General features: G+C 57.5%; 9 protein-coding genes. 4 read left to right on the top strand and 5 right to left on the bottom strand.

Going from position 1 to position 15,386, the window contains the following annotated elements; translation table 11 throughout:
* Nucleotides 1-337: 337 nt before the first annotated feature.
* Together K227x_RS13145 and K227x_RS13140 are read left to right on the top strand one after the other, a co-directional pair.
* Nucleotides 338-3,058 carry a PSD1 and planctomycete cytochrome C domain-containing protein gene (locus tag K227x_RS13145; protein ID WP_145170061.1) on the top strand — a complete coding sequence of 907 codons (2,721 nt, stop codon included), beginning with the start codon at nucleotides 338-340 and terminating at the stop codon, nucleotides 3,056-3,058.
* A 135-nt stretch (nucleotides 3,059-3,193) separates the two neighbouring features.
* A complete protein-coding gene (locus K227x_RS13140; RefSeq protein WP_145170059.1) occupies nucleotides 3,194-4,585 on the top strand; it encodes a DUF1501 domain-containing protein in 1,392 nt (463 codons plus the stop codon).
* Nucleotides 4,586-4,620: 35 nt separating this feature from the next.
* Here K227x_RS13140 and K227x_RS13135 read toward each other — a convergent pair whose 3' ends face one another.
* Nucleotides 4,621-6,414 carry a potassium/proton antiporter gene (locus K227x_RS13135; protein WP_145170057.1) on the bottom strand — a complete coding sequence of 598 codons (1,794 nt, stop codon included), beginning with the start codon at nucleotides 6,412-6,414 and terminating at the stop codon, nucleotides 4,621-4,623.
* 413 nt (nucleotides 6,415-6,827) lie between these two features.
* On the opposite strand from K227x_RS13135, the gene K227x_RS13130 reads away from it, so the two are divergent.
* Together K227x_RS13130 and K227x_RS13125 are read left to right on the top strand one after the other, a co-directional pair.
* Nucleotides 6,828-7,421: a peroxiredoxin family protein gene (locus K227x_RS13130; RefSeq protein ID WP_218933981.1), complete on the top strand. Its 594-nt coding sequence runs from the start codon at nucleotides 6,828-6,830 to the stop codon at nucleotides 7,419-7,421.
* Nucleotides 7,422-7,693: 272 nt separating this feature from the next.
* On the top strand, nucleotides 7,694-8,611 hold the full coding sequence (locus K227x_RS13125; protein WP_145170055.1) for a hypothetical protein: 918 nt from the start codon (nucleotides 7,694-7,696) through the stop codon (nucleotides 8,609-8,611).
* A 184-nt stretch (nucleotides 8,612-8,795) separates the two neighbouring features.
* Here K227x_RS13125 and K227x_RS13120 read toward each other — a convergent pair whose 3' ends face one another.
* The 4 genes from K227x_RS13120 to K227x_RS13105 all read right to left on the bottom strand — a co-directional run bounded on the left by K227x_RS13120 (nucleotide 8,796) and on the right by K227x_RS13105 (nucleotide 15,381).
* Entirely contained in the window at nucleotides 8,796-10,964 is a 2,169-nt protein-coding gene (locus K227x_RS13120) for an efflux RND transporter periplasmic adaptor subunit (protein WP_145170053.1), read from the bottom strand.
* 5 nt (nucleotides 10,965-10,969) lie between these two features.
* Nucleotides 10,970-12,421 (bottom strand): efflux RND transporter periplasmic adaptor subunit, encoded by a 1,452-nt coding sequence (locus K227x_RS13115; RefSeq protein ID WP_145170051.1) that lies wholly within the window; start codon nucleotides 12,419-12,421, stop codon nucleotides 10,970-10,972.
* The gene (locus K227x_RS13110; RefSeq protein WP_145170049.1) at nucleotides 12,421-13,323 is read right to left on the bottom strand and encodes an efflux RND transporter periplasmic adaptor subunit; all 903 of its coding nucleotides are present in this window, start codon (nucleotides 13,321-13,323) and stop codon (nucleotides 12,421-12,423) included. The genes K227x_RS13115 and K227x_RS13110 overlap by 1 nt, the downstream gene beginning before the upstream one ends.
* A 276-nt stretch (nucleotides 13,324-13,599) precedes the next feature.
* A complete protein-coding gene (locus tag K227x_RS13105) occupies nucleotides 13,600-15,381 on the bottom strand; it encodes a TolC family protein (RefSeq protein ID WP_218933980.1) in 1,782 nt (593 codons plus the stop codon).
* Between the last annotated feature and the right edge of the window lie 5 nt (nucleotides 15,382-15,386).

Here is a 15,386-nt window from a genome sequence, read left to right as displayed (position 1 = left end):
AGTTCGGAGTGGAGGTTGAAAGTGATGCTGCAGGCGACAGGATAGACATTGCCGGATGGACAAATCCACAGCAAAAAGACGGGAGAACAAGCCGTATGGAAGGTTGTCGCCCCCAAAATGGCAGCTGCACAGCGTCCGCGGTCACCGTCGGTGATCCGCCGCGTCGGATCAGAGCACTTGCCGAGTGAAATCGTTTCCAATTCCGGCGCTTCATCGCATCCCGCTTTCCGCCGATCAGCTAGCGGCAACATCACCCTGTCGGGGCAGATACCATGAAGGGGACTGACTCCCCGACCGCCGGCCGACCGACGGTTTGTTGAACGCAACGAGTGCTTCCATGAAACGAGTGTTCTTTCTATCGATCTTGGCTTTCGCCACATCGCTGGTTCGCGCCAACGACGACGTGGATGTGCTTGCGGGCGAGAAGTTGTTTGCGATTCATATCAAGCCTTTGTTGGCCCAGAAATGCTTAGCGTGCCACGGCGCCGACCCCGACGATATCCAAGGCGGATTGGATTTACGATCGCGGGAAGGCCTGTTGGCGGGAGGCGATTCGTTCGAAGAATCCGTCGCGGTCCCCGGCGACGGCCAGCACAGTCTGCTGTACCTGACGACCACGCGAACCGAGCCCGGATACGAGATGCCGCCGAAGGAAGCGGATCAGTTGAACGAGCAACAGCAGTGGTGGATCCGAGATTGGATCGATGCCGGCGCGGTTTGGCCAAGCGACCAACGCGTCAAACAGATTCAGCAGCAGTATGCCGATGGCCAGCAGGTGTTGGTCTCGCAGGCGCTTTCCGATGACTGGCAAAACCGCCGCTACGATACCGCCAAACTGTGGGCCTACCGCGCCCTTGAAAACCATGACGTGCCGGCCGGTCAGCACCCCGTCGATTGGTTCATCAACCAGCGACTGCGCGATGCGGGGCTGCCCGCCGCTTCTACGGCCGGCGCTACCACGATGATCCGGCGTCTTCATTTCGGATTGACCGGACTGCCCCCGTCGGCGGAACAAGTGGCCTCGTTCACCGCCGCATACCAACGCGATGCCAGCGCAGCGATCGAAGACGCGATCGAGCGATTGATGGCGTCGCCCCACTATGGCGAACATTTCGGTTGGCGTTGGTTGGATGTCGCCCGCTATGCCGATTCGGCCGGTTTCGCCAACGACTACAGCCGTCCCAACGCATGGCGATACCGCGACTACGTTGTCCGTTCGTTCAATCAAGACAAACCGTACGACGAGTTTGTGCGTCAGCAGATTGCCGGCGACGAAATGGACGAAACAAATGTCGAAAACCTGATCGCGACCGGATTCCTGCGGATGGGGCCCTGGGAACAGACCGGTATGAGTGTCTTCAAGGAAACCCGTGGTCAGTGGCTCGACGACGTCACCGACACGGTCGGGCAAGCGTTTTTGGCGCATTCGATGCTGTGTTGCAAATGCCACGACCACAAGTTTGATCCGCTGCCGACGCGGGACTATTACCGCATGATGTCGGTTTTTTCGACCACTCAGTTCTCCGAACGTGATGCCCCCTTTTTGCCCGACGAGAACACGTCGGGGTTTGACCACAGCGATCAATGGGTCAACGCCAAGATCGCGGCCTATCAGCGTCAGTCGAAATCGCTGGACGCCAAGATCAAACGTGACAAGAAAACGGAAACCAGCGATGCAAAGGTTGGCGACAATGGGTTGGATCCCGGTGACGAGGCATCAGCGGCACGGATGTCCAAAAACATCAATCGTCATCGGATCGAATTGGACCGCACAAAGCCGATCGCGTTCGCTGTCTATACAGGCGCGACCATCCAGCGAAAGAACGTCAGCTCGCGTATCGAGGTCCCCGCGGATCGATGGCGAAAAGGGGATGTCGAGCAGGACGTCATCCATAGCGGTGGCGATGTCTATGCGGTCGGCGACGCGGTATCACCGGGGGCATTGAGCGCAGCCGAATCGCTGGGGCAGATGCGCCCAATCGAATTCCCCGACACCGAACGCACCGCAGGTCGCGGCAATCGACGACTCGCTTTGGCCGATTGGATCGCCGACCCTACGAATCCGTTGACGGCTCGCGTGATGGTGAACCGCGTTTGGGCTTGGCACTTTGGGAAGGGGATCGCGGGGAACCCCAACAATTTTGGCGGCACCGGTGCCTTGCCCACTCACCCCGAACTGCTGGACTATTTGGCACAATGGTTCATCGACAACGATTGGTCGGTCAAGAAGCTGAATCGTCTGATCATGACTTCCGAAGCCTTCCGCCGCGACAGTCGCCACCCAGATCCTGATTCGCTTCAAACGATCGACCCGAGTGGCCAACTTTATGCGACGTTTCGACCGCGCCGTCTTTCAGCCGAAGAACTGCGTGATTCGATGCTCGCAATTAGCGGTGAATTGAACCCGATAGTGGGTGGAATCCCATGCCGTCCCGACATCAACTTGGAAGTCGCCTTCCAACCCCGACAGATCATGGGCGGCACCGCGTCGGTTTATGAACCCGATCCCCTGCCATCGCAGCGCAACCGACGAACACTTTACGCGGAACGAATACGGGGGATCCGCGATCCCTTTTTAGAAGCCTTCAATCAGCCCGGACCTGACAAATCTTGCGAGATGCGAGAAACGTCCATCATCGCCCCGCAAGCTTTGACGTTGATCAATTCCCAAGAGGTGCTGGATCGGGCAATCGCGTTTGCGACACGCCTGTTGGACGAAGAATCGACCGACGACCACGCGATCATTCGCAGGGCGTTCCAATCAGCCCTGTCTCGCGATCCAAGCGACAAAGAAACGGATCTCTGTGCACAGCACTGGCAGCAAGCGACCAGCGACGAACAATCGATCACCTATCCCATGACAACACCGCCGAGCCAAATCGAACGAACCGTGATGGCCGAAAAAACCGGACAGCCTTACAGCTTTATCGAATTCCTTCCCGCCTATGAACAGTACCAGCCGGACCTGGGGCCTACCGATGTGGACGCACGAACTCGAGGGCTGGCGCATGTGCTGCGAGTCCTGCTGAACACGAACGAGTATTGCTATTTGGATTGAAACCGCATCTAGCGGACGCAGCCCATCGAACACGCCATTGCATCCGCCCGGCATATTGTCCGGATTGCTCTGCCGCCGAAGCCTGACGACGCCCTCGCCTGATACACCGATCATTCTTACCGATCACCCAACGCTATGACCAGAAATCAAAACCGACTTGTCCGTCCCACTCGCCGCGACGCATTGTTCGGGATCGGCGCTGGATTGGGATCCGTTGCGTTGACGTCGATGGTGCAGGGTGAACAACAGATCCAGCATCACGCCGCGCGGGCGAAACGTTGCATCTTTCTGATGATGGAAGGCGGGCCGTCCCACATCGATACGTTCGATCCGAAACCCGAACTGACTCGGCAACACTTGACGGCGTTCACGCGAAACGGCGAAATGGAAAGCGCGATGTCGTCGGGCAAACGCTACTTCGTCAAAAGCCCGTTCGATTTCATCAAGGCGGGCGACTGCGGTGCAGACATCTCGACACCTTGGGTGCACCTGAAAGAAATGGTGGACGAGATCTGCTTCTATCGCGGAGCCCAAGTCGAATCGGTGAACCATCCAACCGCTTGTTACCAATTGAACACCGGCAACCAGTTCGGTGGCGACCCGGCGGTGGGATCCTGGGTGACCTACGGCCTCGGATCGTCGAACCAGAATCTGCCCGGGTTTGTCGTTCTGCCGCGTAACAGCTACCCGCAAGGCGGCGCGGCCAATTGGGCCAACGGATTCCTGCCGGCAAAGTACCAGGGCACACCGCTTCGTCCCGAGGGGAGCCCGATCCTAGACTTGAATCCACCGGCGGGCATCTCTCGCAAACGGCAGCGTGAAAATCTAGATCTGATGGCGGAACTGAACCGCCAACACCTTTCCACTCGCCCCGGACGCAGTGATCTGATCGCCCGAATGGAAAGCTACGAACTGGCGTATGCGATGCAGTCCGAGGTGCCGGGGGTGATCGACATCGAAGGCGAAACACAGACCACGCTCGACGCGTACGGGATCGGCGACGGCCCCACCGATTCGTTCGGTCGCAAGTGTTTACTCGCCCGGCGACTAGCGGAAAAAGGCGTCCGCTTTGTTCAGGCCTACGCAGGCAACTGGGACAGCCACGACTATATCCAGAGAGCCCATGGATCGTTGATTCGAAGTGTGGATCAACCGATCGCTGCGTTGCTAAAAGACTTGAAACAGCGCGACATGCTGAAGGATACGCTTGTCGTGTGGTGTGGCGAATTCGGACGGACTCCCGACAACGGAATCCGCGGCGGCGGTCAATCATACGGTCGCGACCACAATGCCAAGGCGATGACGATGTGGTTCGCTGGCGGTGGAACCCGTGCTGGACACACGATCGGTGCCACCGACGAAGTGGGCGCCGAAGCAGTCCAATGCGTTCACCACATCCGTGATGTGCACGTGACTCTATTGCACCTGTTGGGTTTGGACGACAACAAACTGACGTACTACCACGCCGGACGCCACAAACAGCTATCGCAGTTCGGTGGTCAAGTCATCCCAGAACTGTTGGCGTAGCAGCAAGCGACTGATTCCGTCGGGGACCCCAGTGATCACGAATCGGGTGATTCGGACTTGCCCGGCCCTTCGTCCGACTTGTCGTTCGCATCCGTGGTGACTTTGGCCGCGGCAACGGGCAAGATTGTCATGCCCACGTATTCGATCGTTCCGTCGGACGACAAACCGCGGACGGTCAACATGATCTGTTCGTAGCGGACTGCCGAACCAACCTTCAGGTCTTCTTTGGCAATCCGATCTCGCAAAGTCTGATCAAGCGTCGCGCCCATTTCCGCATCCAGCTTGACTCCATAGAACTGTTCCAAGTCATGGACCTTGATAGACCCCCGCAGCGGGAACTCGAACTCCGCGGGCAGTTCTTTCGGCGGACTCTTGCGATGCGCAAACACCCGATCCACCAAAGCGCGTACCTGGGGACGCAGCACCACGATCGCATGGTCACCGCTTAGCAGCATCGACCCGCCTTGCGGCGGAATGATCTGCTCGTCGCGGACGATCAGTGCGATCACGACACCGTCGGGCAATGCCAGTTGTTTCAGCATGCAGCCAGCGGCCTGGCATTCTTCGTCCACAAAATAATCGACGATGTCGCCGTCTACGTTTCTTAGCGAACTAATTTCCAGCGTCACCGGCGGCGGCAACCTGGTTGGAACTTCCAATTTCAGGTATCGAGCAACAGCCGGCAGAGTCCACCCCTGTACCAACGCCGACACCAAGACCACAAAGAAGACCGTATCGAACATCACCGACGCCCCCTCCAAATCGGCCAACATCGGAAAGGTGGCCAGCGTAATGGGGACGGCGCCCTTGAGCCCCACCCAGGACAGGAACGTCAATTCGCGAAATGCAAACTTGAATGGCGCCGCACATAGAAAAACCGCGATCGGTCGCGCGACAAAGATCAACACGATCGAAATCAGGATCGCCGGCACAGCGACTTCGACCAACCGACTTGGGAATGACAAAATCCCCAACGCGGTGAACATCAAGATTTGGCAGATCCAAGCGATCACGTCATGAAACAACAGGATGCCGCGGTGAAAAACCGGACGTTGGTTGCCGATCACGATGCCAGTGAGGTACACCGCCAAAAATCCGCTGCCGCCCAACTGGGCCGCAAATCCGAACGAAAACAGACCCAACGCGGTTGCCATCACAGGGTACAAACCGGCCGCATCCAAGCGGATGTATCGCAGGATCAACGATCCGGCCCAGCCCACGAACAGACCGACGATGGTGCCCAAAATGATCTGATTCAAAAACAACGTCACCAACCCAATGCCCAGTGGCACCTCGCCGGTGAGGACCTGGATCAAGCCGATCGTCAAAAAGATCGCCATCGGGTCGTTCGATCCGCTTTCCACCTCTAGCGTATTGGCCAACTTGGGTCGGATATTGACGCCACCGCCGCGCAGCACCGAAAACACCACCGATGCATCGGTCGAACCGACAATGCTGCCCAGCAATAACCCCTGCAGCACCGTCAACCCAAGAATCCACGCCGCCGCTAACCCCGTAATCAATGCGGTGATGAAAACCCCGACGGTCGCAAGCACTCCCGCCGGCTTCCAAGCGGACCGGATCGACTGGAACGGCGTCCGGATTCCGCCATCGAACAGAATCAAACAGAGGGCGACTGTCCCGATCCCATGGGCCATCGAGTAGTTTTCGAACTCGATGCCGCCCAACCCCTCGGATCCGGCTAGCATCCCGACGACCAAAAAGACGAACAGAACGGGCACGCCCATGCGAGCCGAAAACTTGTTCGACGCAATCCCCAATAACAACAGAATACCGGTGATCAGAATCAGTGTTTCGATGCTTAACATGGACTGGTCGGTAGACAGTTTTGGATAGTTCGTACGGCGATCGCCCGCATAGCAACACCGTGAATCGCGGCAATCAAGATCGATTGCCAATCCCACGCGGCCCATGCGAACCAAGTTCAGAAAGGATTCTACGCGGGCGATCAAGAGTCAACTATGCCAAAGCCCGATGCGACTGGTCGACCACATCCGGCAGCCAGCCCGATCGTCCAGTTCAGTCGCCGCCCCCGCTGGCAACGTCATTCTCCCGCGTCCAGCACACAGATTTCGTGGCGGATGTCGACGACCGCTGGCAATTTCTTTCGTTCAGGGAACCAGCGACCCGCCCGCGATCTTCGGTAGCGTATGCTGGCCATTCCCAGTTTTCATGAACTTTTAGACTGCTCCCTTCTGCACCCATCTTTCGAGGCCCATTGATGAAAATGATTCCGCACCTTGCGCTTGCTGCCGTCGCACTCTCGCTGACCGTGTCTCACTCTGTTTCTGCACAAACGACCACCGGCACGCCTGTCGACGCCGCAAAGAAGCAGCTTGCAGTAGGGCAAACCGCCAAAGATTTTCAGTTGCCATCGGTCGGTGGAGAACTTTCGGGCAACGTGAAACTTAGCGAAGTGAACGCCGATGGGCCCGTGGTCTTGGTCGTGCTGCGAGGTTTCCCGGGCTACCAGTGTCCCGCATGCTCTGCCCAGGTAGGTGACTTCATCAAGTTGGCTGACAAATTCGCTGCGAAAAATGCACGAGTCCTCATGGTCTACCCGGGGCCAGCTTCACAACTGGGATCGCATGCGGACGATTTTTTGAAGGGCACGAAATTGCCCAAGCCGTTGACCTTCCTGTTGGACCCTGGATTTCAGTTCACCAATGCATACGGGCTGCGTTGGGATGCACCACGTGAGACCGCCTATCCATCGACGATCGTCCTGGATGCATCGGGAAAGATCACCTACGCCAAGATCAGCGCCACCCACGGCGGCCGTGCCAACGCAGCCGAAGTTCTGAAAGCACTGTAAAGTGCCTGCTGCGAAGTGACAGCAAAAGAGGTTGATAGGTCGACCACCGGATTTCCAGATAGTCAGCGCAAGTTGAAACAGCTTGCCTTACAATCTGTCGAAAGCCTTCATCCGGTGAACTTGGTGTCGTGAATCGGGATTTCACGGAGTCTGCTGCAGATCGATGGGGTCCGTATGGATGCCTTGGTTTACAGTGAGACTCCGTCACGACATCCGAGGCCGGTGTTTTGGCATCGCCGGTAGCTATCCACCCTTTTCAAGCGAGCTTTTCCATGAAATTCCATCTTCCGGCGACCATCGGTCTGCTGTCGCTGTGCTTTGGGCCCGTTGCAGATACAGCCTTGGCGCAATTTCAGATTCGAATCGGAAATGGTCGCATCACGACCGGCCGTTCGGTCCGAACACAGCCGCAGGTTGAACACCACGACCACGTCATTCGCGATTCCCATGGCCATGTTCAGGGCATCCAACACCACGACGTGATCCGCGATAATGCTCGCAGAATCAGCCGGCCGACCATCGTTGCCCCGCACATCGATCATCACGATCATGTCATCCGTGACAGCCACGGGCATGTCGTCCGCCGCGAACATCATGACGTCGTGCACAACGGATGGTCGCACGTGGTGCCATCCACGATCCGCGGTTACAACGCCGGCCAGTACTACGTGGAAAACAACCAGTACTATTACCAGCCACAACAATCCGCCACGCATGTCGTTGCCAGGCCTGCGTTGCTGCCATTTGGCGGATTCAGCCAGTACGAAGATCTATCCGGACGGCTGGAAACGTTGGTGAACGAACTGCTGCTGGATCTGCACTACAACTATTCTCACAACCACGGTTTTCAAGAAACCTACGCCGAGGGTTACCAACTGTTGGGCGTGGCAAAGTTCATCCACGAAGCGGAACACAACCGTGACATGCAGGCCATGAGGTCTCAGTTGTCGGGAATGGACCAACTGTTTCACCACATCGAAGATGACGTTCGCGGTTGGTCACGGCACCATCATCGTCAAATCGGCACTCTAGGGATCGTCGCTAAGACAGAAATGATCGAAGCCACCTTGCATCACCTGATGCACGACGTCGGGGTTTCGCTGGATGGGCAGGGCGTCGAACAGGCACCGCCGCCCGTTCAAGGCGTCGAACAGGCACCACCACCGATGAACTTGCCGCGGCAAAACTAGCATCGACAGTGGCCTAGTGGTCGCCGTCATGTCGATGGCGGCGAAAGCCGGTCCACCATCCATCATGCATCTTGCCAATTTTGGCAACTGCCACCGATCAAGTCCGACCGATCACCGACAGGATCCGGTCGGATGCCGATTCGTTCTGATTCCGCGGCACGCTTCGGCGCCGCGGCGTGCGAAATCAGAATTTCAGTTGGAACATCGCGTTGCCGATCGCCGCCGTCAAACGCTGCCCCAAAGTCTGGTGGTTGGAATGGATAACCACAGAGGCTCGCTGACCGGTTCGCAGAGCTCGGCTGCGCTGCGGATCCAACGGCAGGTAAGCATTCACACGGGGTTCGCAGAGTTCAAATTCGCCATCGGCGGCATGCACCGACGTCAGCGATCCGCCGTTCATCGCCAGCAGGGAAGGGTCCGGCGGAGTCAATGCGGCTCGCGTTTCCAAACGTTCAATGCGGGCGTTCCAAGACGGATGCCCGGCGACCACGATGCGGAGCGGTTGATCGCGCCAAAGGTTGGCCTGTCGTGCGTCCTGTTGGCTGATCGACACCTTCAACCGCTTCGAATCTTCGCGTCCGATCACGGCGATCTCTTCGCCCTCTTCGACGTAAGTTCCTTCGATCACGGCCAGAATGCGTGAAACGACTTTGCCGTCGGTCGTCGCCCGCAGCGTCAGACTGGAAACTTGTTCTTGTTGTTCAATCACCTGTTTTGCCAGTCCGTCACGCCGCGTCACGGCGTCGCCCATTTCCGAAGAATTTCCTCGCCATTGAGCCGCCAAAATTTCGTTCTCCACCTGGGCGACCTGTTTTTGCAGGTCCATCAGCCGCAATGTCAGTTCGTCATTGCGAAGGGTCACCAACGCATCCCCGCGTTGGACAGAGTCGCCGTTTTGAATATGGACATGGTCGACAAAACCAGCCGATCGCGTTCGAACCACCGCAGGCGGGTCGTATTGGACAATGGCGGGCGCTGTCCACGACCAATCCGCAGGCGTCACCCACAGGCCGATCGAGCATGCGGATACCAGCAAGGTGACCCGCGTGATCAGTCGTACCGGATTGAGCGTGCCGTTCTGGTACAAATTTGCCAGGTGTTTCCACAGACCGATCAACGGCATCACGACAAAGGAACCAAGCCCCCCAATCGCCACGACAATTCCGGCACCTTCGAACAGCATTGCCGCCCCCGCCAACAGACCGCTGACGGTGACGACGCGGTAGGCAGCCGCCGAACATCCGTACCATTTGATCCAAACGGCGTGACGAGACGGAAGCTGCGGTGCTGTGGCGTTCAGACCAAGCAGATAGCGGCCACCGAAGTAGCGTGCATACTTTTGGCCATACGTGTACAGGTTGTCGACGCCGGTGGCATCCGCCAAGGCAAAGTAGCCGTCAAACTTCAGCAGCGGATTCAGGTTGAACAGCAGCGAGCTGACTGACGCCAGCAACACAACTTCGGCAGCAATTTGCTGGACCGGCAGTGACGTCGACCAGTACCAAACAAACAACGCGACACCGGCCAAGAACAACTCTGCAGCGATTCCGGCCATCGTCACATGAAACCGTTTCCAGCGGGAATCGAAACGCCAACTGGATGTGACGTCCACATAAGCGATCGGCATCAGCAGGATCATTGCCAACCCAGCTTCGTGCACATCGCCGCCGTACCGTTTGCAGGTGGCGCCGTGAGCCGTTTCGTGGACCGCTTTCAAAACGCACCAAGCGATGCCCAACCAGATCCAACGTGACGCCGAAAATAGATTCGTATAGCTGTCAAAAAACGGGTCCCAGTGTCCCGTCATCGCGACCAACGCGGCAGCAAAGACAAGCAGACCAACGACCATCGCTCGGGCGCTAAACAGCCATCCGGCCGTGCCGACCAGTTTCGCCAGGTATCGGTCGGGGTCAACCAGTGGCAACTTCCAGAAAAAGACCGCCGACACAGCGCGCAACACTGGCGAACCTGCGATCCCCGACGGAGCTTGTGGTTGGGGGGCCGATTGGGTCAGTCCGTTACCGGCTAACCATTTGCATAGTTGAGTTGCATGATCCGTCGTCAAGCAATTATCAGGCGCCGCATCCTGGCATCGATGAAGAGCCTTCGCCGCGGACTGCGTTTCCAACAAAAACCGGATGAAGGCATATTCATTGGGGCCGATACGGAAAAACTTTCCCGCCGCTGGATCTTCTAATACGACTCGTCCCGAACCGTCGTTGCGATGGTGAAATTGCAGATCATCGCGAAGTGGAAAATGGGCTGGCAGTTCCTGCGGCGCATCATCATCGCCGGACGTCGCGTCCTGCGGTGCTGATTGTGTATGGAATTCACCGGGTTTGGAAAACGACATCGCGATTACCAACCGATCCAATTTCGAACGGCGTCGACCGGTCGATGGAACAAGATCCAAGCGGCCGCGCGGCGGCCAGCGGCGATTTGAGTGGTGCCGTTCATGCCCGGACGCAACTTGCCGTCTTGATTGCGAAGTTCCGCCTCGGCAATGAACACGCTTTCGTTGCCACGCAGCTCGTTTCGCAAGTGAATCATCGCGATCTCAGATTGACCGTCGTGATCGGGCGCTGCATCGACCGCAATGCGGACCTGCATACCCTCGGCAATATGGTTGATTTCGGATTCCGGAATCGCAATTTCAGCAACCAACCGTTCCAAACTGGCGACTTCGAAAAGTTGATCACCGATGGACAGCGGCATCCCTTCGCCTCGTTCCAAGTCGCCGGTGATGATCACCCCGTCGATCGGAGACCGAATTTCAAGCTGCCGTTGCCGGCGCTGCAGCAGTTCGATCTGCTGTTTGATTTGCTCCGTTTCCAACCGCTCGAATTCTGCCTTCGAATGGTCGCCAGCCGAAAGAGCCGCCAGCAATCGCTGTTCGGCCTGAGACGACTTGGACCGCAGCCCCGCCAATTCGCTTCGCAGGTCACCGCCATCCAACGTGACCAATAGATCCCCCGCAGCAACCGTCTGTCCCGCGACGGCATGCGCCCGCTGCAGGCGAGCATCGAAGGGAGCCGCCACGTAGCGACGTACCGACGGTTCACAAACGGTTTTGCAGGTCACGGTGTAAGGCCATGGAATCATGCCGATCCCAGCAAGCCCAGCAACCGCCAAAGCGTAGAACTTTGCATCGGATCTGCGCCGCGACAGATCGGCGAGTACTTTTCCGGTCACCTGTTTGCGAAGCGTTGTCCACGTTGGCCCACCGTCTTCGCTTGGCTGGTTGGTGGATGCACCGCTTGGCAGATCCATCCCTGCCGACAACAAATCCGCAGGCATCGAATCGCCCGACTCTGCTTCTTCTCTGCGATCCGCAACCAATGTGTCGAACAGCAGCGAATTGCCCAACTTTTGAACAGCTGCCAGCCGCGACTCGGTTGCTGCCCCCGACAGTTCGGAAAGCTCGCAGGGGAATCCGACCGTCAGACAATCCGTGGTGTGATTCGACAGCGGTTGTGCAACGATCAACCAGCTTTCAGGCGATGAAAGCACGGTGCACTTTTGTGTCTGGGCTTGCAACGCACGCAGCGCCAGGTCATGCGAACGATCGCGGACATCGTTGGCGATTGCCCCGGCACCACCGACACGCACCAGATTCCCTGCAGCGGCGACTCGCCAATGGACCAGATTGCCGGCGCCTTGGCGAGCGAACAAGGTCTTGAACTGCGGCGGGATCGCACTCGGCGAATTCGCTGGATCGGAATGCCCGGACGCGTCCTTGGAACCGATCGGAGCCGTGGCTGACGAGGACGGATGTGCGTCGCCGAATCCAACGTTTGATTGGTTGTCCACTAGGTTCTCCGCACGGCGTCGTGAGCCGCCTGGGATGGTTCCATCTTGGAACTTTTGGTTTCGATTTCTCGCAGTAGACAGCGCTCGCCGGCGCTCAAGGATCCGTCCGAATTGTCGACCCGGGCCTTCACTTTGTAGGTATTCGTTTCGCCGTTCGGGAACGGAGAGATATAGTCAATTTTTCCAACCACCACACGGTTAATGATGGTGAAAACGACCTCGATCTCGCTCCCGATCTTCAAATTCGAACGATACAGGCGGGGAACCAAAAATTCGACCGACAGTTCGGACAGGTCTGCAATCGTGCACACCGTGGACTCACCCGGCCCCACAAACTCGCCAACCTGTTTGGTGAATTCAACCACAACGCCGTCGAAAGGTGCTTTGATACACAGTTGTTCGGATTCGGCCAACAAGCGGTTGTAGTCAGCCAATTGTTGTGCCAAGCGGTCTTCGGCCCGTCGCAGGCTAGCACGCGCGATCGTCAGATCTTCGTTCGCTTGCAGCAGTTCCACGCTGGTCGCATGGTTGCGAGCGACAAGCGATTCAATTCGCTCAAATCGACTCGTTTTCGATGCCAATTCAGCCTTCGCGATCTGCCACTCGCCCTTGGCGTCCTTGGCGATGCGAGCGAGTTCTAGCCGAGCCTGATGGATGGTGGGGTCCAGTTGAATCAAGGCTTCGCCCTGAAGAACAACATCCCCTTCACGAACCAATCGTTGGCGTATGATTCCAGAAGTCGCGCCTGCGACCGAAGACAGTCGAACCGGTTGGCTGAACCCTTGAATCGTATAGCTCTCGTTATACGTCACGCTTTGAGCAACCACTGACGCATTCCCTGCCAGCGCAAACGCGATCATGATCACGATCAGTCGTTGCTGGAGGGTGCTGGAGGTCATCATCGAATCCCTGTCGGAACTTTGCCAATATTCACTGATCAAACATAGGATGCAAAAGTACAACGTGCGGCGAAAAGAAATCCCCCGCAGATCTTTCAGAGACTGCCCAGCCCGCAGAATCCGAACGACCGCTGCGGCTGTAGCTGCAATGCCCCAAACGGCTGATTGCGTGCTGGAGGGGTGCGTCCACGCAGACCAACGAAGCGAACACCTTCGATGGGCGCTGAAGCATTGGCCCGCGACAAGATCGGCGGGCCTCAACCGATCAAGCCAGCTGGATTACTTCAAAGAAGCGAACGAAACCAGTGCCCCGGTAGCACGTTGGACTTCCAACACCGCGCGGTTGTATTGGACCAGCGCTTGTAGCAGGTTCTGTTCTTCCTGCAGAAGACGATCTTGCGCCTGCAGCAGATCGTTCAGCTGGATCTGCCCCAGATTCGGATCATTCCCCAGCGAGCGCCAACGGTCCAGCAGATAATCAGCCTCGGCGGCCGCAGCTTCACGAGCGATTCGTCGAAGATCAATCGCTTTTGACGAAGCCGCCACGTCACGCACCGCAGATTCGACCTCCGTGTAGATCTTCTCGGTCGTTTCCGTCGTCAGGTGCTGGAGCTGGCTGATTTGGAAATACGCCTGGCGCGCGGATGCGTTTGCGTTTCGGTTTCCCATCGGACGTTCATAGACCAGCCCGGCACCGTACCCCGGTCGGCCCACGGTGAACTGATCTGTCAATGCACCTAGAACGTCCGAATCGCCTTGCCGTCCCGCCAAATAGGCTTCGCTGACAAAGTTCAGTGTGGCCTTCTTTTGATCGTTGGCAAGTCGCAACCGGGTCCTGGCAACATCCATTTCGCTGTTCAGTCGCTGCAACTCCGGCCGTTGACCAAGAGCCGCGGCAACTTCGATCTGGGCATCAAAATGGACAGGCAACACGACAGCGGGCTGAACCGGCAAAAATTCGCTATCGCGATTCGAAGTCAGCTCGGGTGCGTTGACCAGTGATCGAAGGTTGGATTCCAAGTTGCGAATTCTGGCATCCGATTGCGAAATATCCGCCGTTCGATCCGCGACCGCCGCACGTGTTCGCAAAACTTGGGTACGAGACGAATCGTGATCTGCGCGGGCGTGCAACAGGTTCGCAATTTCTGTGGCGCGTTGCAGATGGCGACTGCGCTGCAAGAACGTGGCTCGTTCGGTATACAGTTGCCAATATGCGTCGGAAACCTGAATCAATTGCTGTTGAATGGATTCATGATACGATGCCTGAGCGCCCTTGGTCTGGAACTGGGCGGTCAGCACAAGGCTGCGATTGACGTCAATCTTGCGACCACGCAGCAACGGATGGGTCATGTTGGCGAATAGCCGCGTGTAACCCTGATTGTTAGGAATGAAGAAGTTTGAGTTGCTGTTTTTATGCCCCAGACTCTGACCAACGTTGTATTTCACACCGCGGCTGTTTTGCCCACGCACCCCTGCATCGCCAGCGACGATGTCGTCTTCCAACCTAGCGGGTCCACCGGTCGTCAACGTGCTTTCGGCCGGATCGCTTGTGCTATCGTACCGCGAACTTCCGAAAACGGTCGGGTCAAACTCGGAAACGGCTTGCGCGGTCCGCGCTTGATTGATCCATTTTGTTTGTTCAACAGCTAGCACGCGTCCGGAATACATGACCGTTAACACGAACAGCTGATCCAAATCGATCGCCAGTGCGGTGTTTGGGTCGCGAAGTGGATCACTGACCAATGGCGTCCACCATTGTGTTTTTAGCTGCGCAGCCTGATCCAGGCTGCTCAGCGGCGGCAGCGAATCGGTTTCCGGGGTCGCCACAAGGTCCGCGGGAAATGGCTCCACCGTCTGCGCATCGGTTGCTTCGGTGATGTTGCTGGATGCGGGGGCGTCGATTTGAGGCGCATTGAGGGGGGACGAATGGACTTTGGTCGCACCGACGACGGGATCGTGAGCAGCCGGTTCAGCCTCAGCTGACAGAACAGCGCCCGGTAGTGTCCCCGGCACATGTTTCGCACCCACCGATGCATCCCATAGCTTTAGCAAGTTCGTCATGTCGA

Source organism: Rubripirellula lacrimiformis, assembly GCF_007741535.1.
Lineage (GTDB): Bacteria > Planctomycetota > Planctomycetia > Pirellulales > Pirellulaceae > Rubripirellula > Rubripirellula lacrimiformis.
This window is presented reverse-complemented; position numbering and strand designations above follow the sequence as displayed.

Coding starts and splice junctions, on each gene's coding strand:
- K227x_RS13130 (WP_218933981.1), top strand. CDS start 6,828: ATGAAAATGATTCCGCACCTTGCGCTTGCTGCCGTCGCACTCTCGCTG.
- K227x_RS13145 (WP_145170061.1), top strand. CDS start 338: ATGAAACGAGTGTTCTTTCTATCGATCTTGGCTTTCGCCACATCGCTG.
- K227x_RS13105 (WP_218933980.1), bottom strand. CDS start 15,381: ATGACGAACTTGCTAAAGCTATGGGATGCATCGGTGGGTGCGAAACAT.
- K227x_RS13135 (WP_145170057.1), bottom strand. CDS start 6,414: ATGTTAAGCATCGAAACACTGATTCTGATCACCGGTATTCTGTTGTTA.
- K227x_RS13125 (WP_145170055.1), top strand. CDS start 7,694: ATGAAATTCCATCTTCCGGCGACCATCGGTCTGCTGTCGCTGTGCTTT.
- K227x_RS13110 (WP_145170049.1), bottom strand. CDS start 13,323: ATGATGACCTCCAGCACCCTCCAGCAACGACTGATCGTGATCATGATC.
- K227x_RS13120 (WP_145170053.1), bottom strand. CDS start 10,964: ATGTCGTTTTCCAAACCCGGTGAATTCCATACACAATCAGCACCGCAG.
- K227x_RS13140 (WP_145170059.1), top strand. CDS start 3,194: ATGACCAGAAATCAAAACCGACTTGTCCGTCCCACTCGCCGCGACGCA.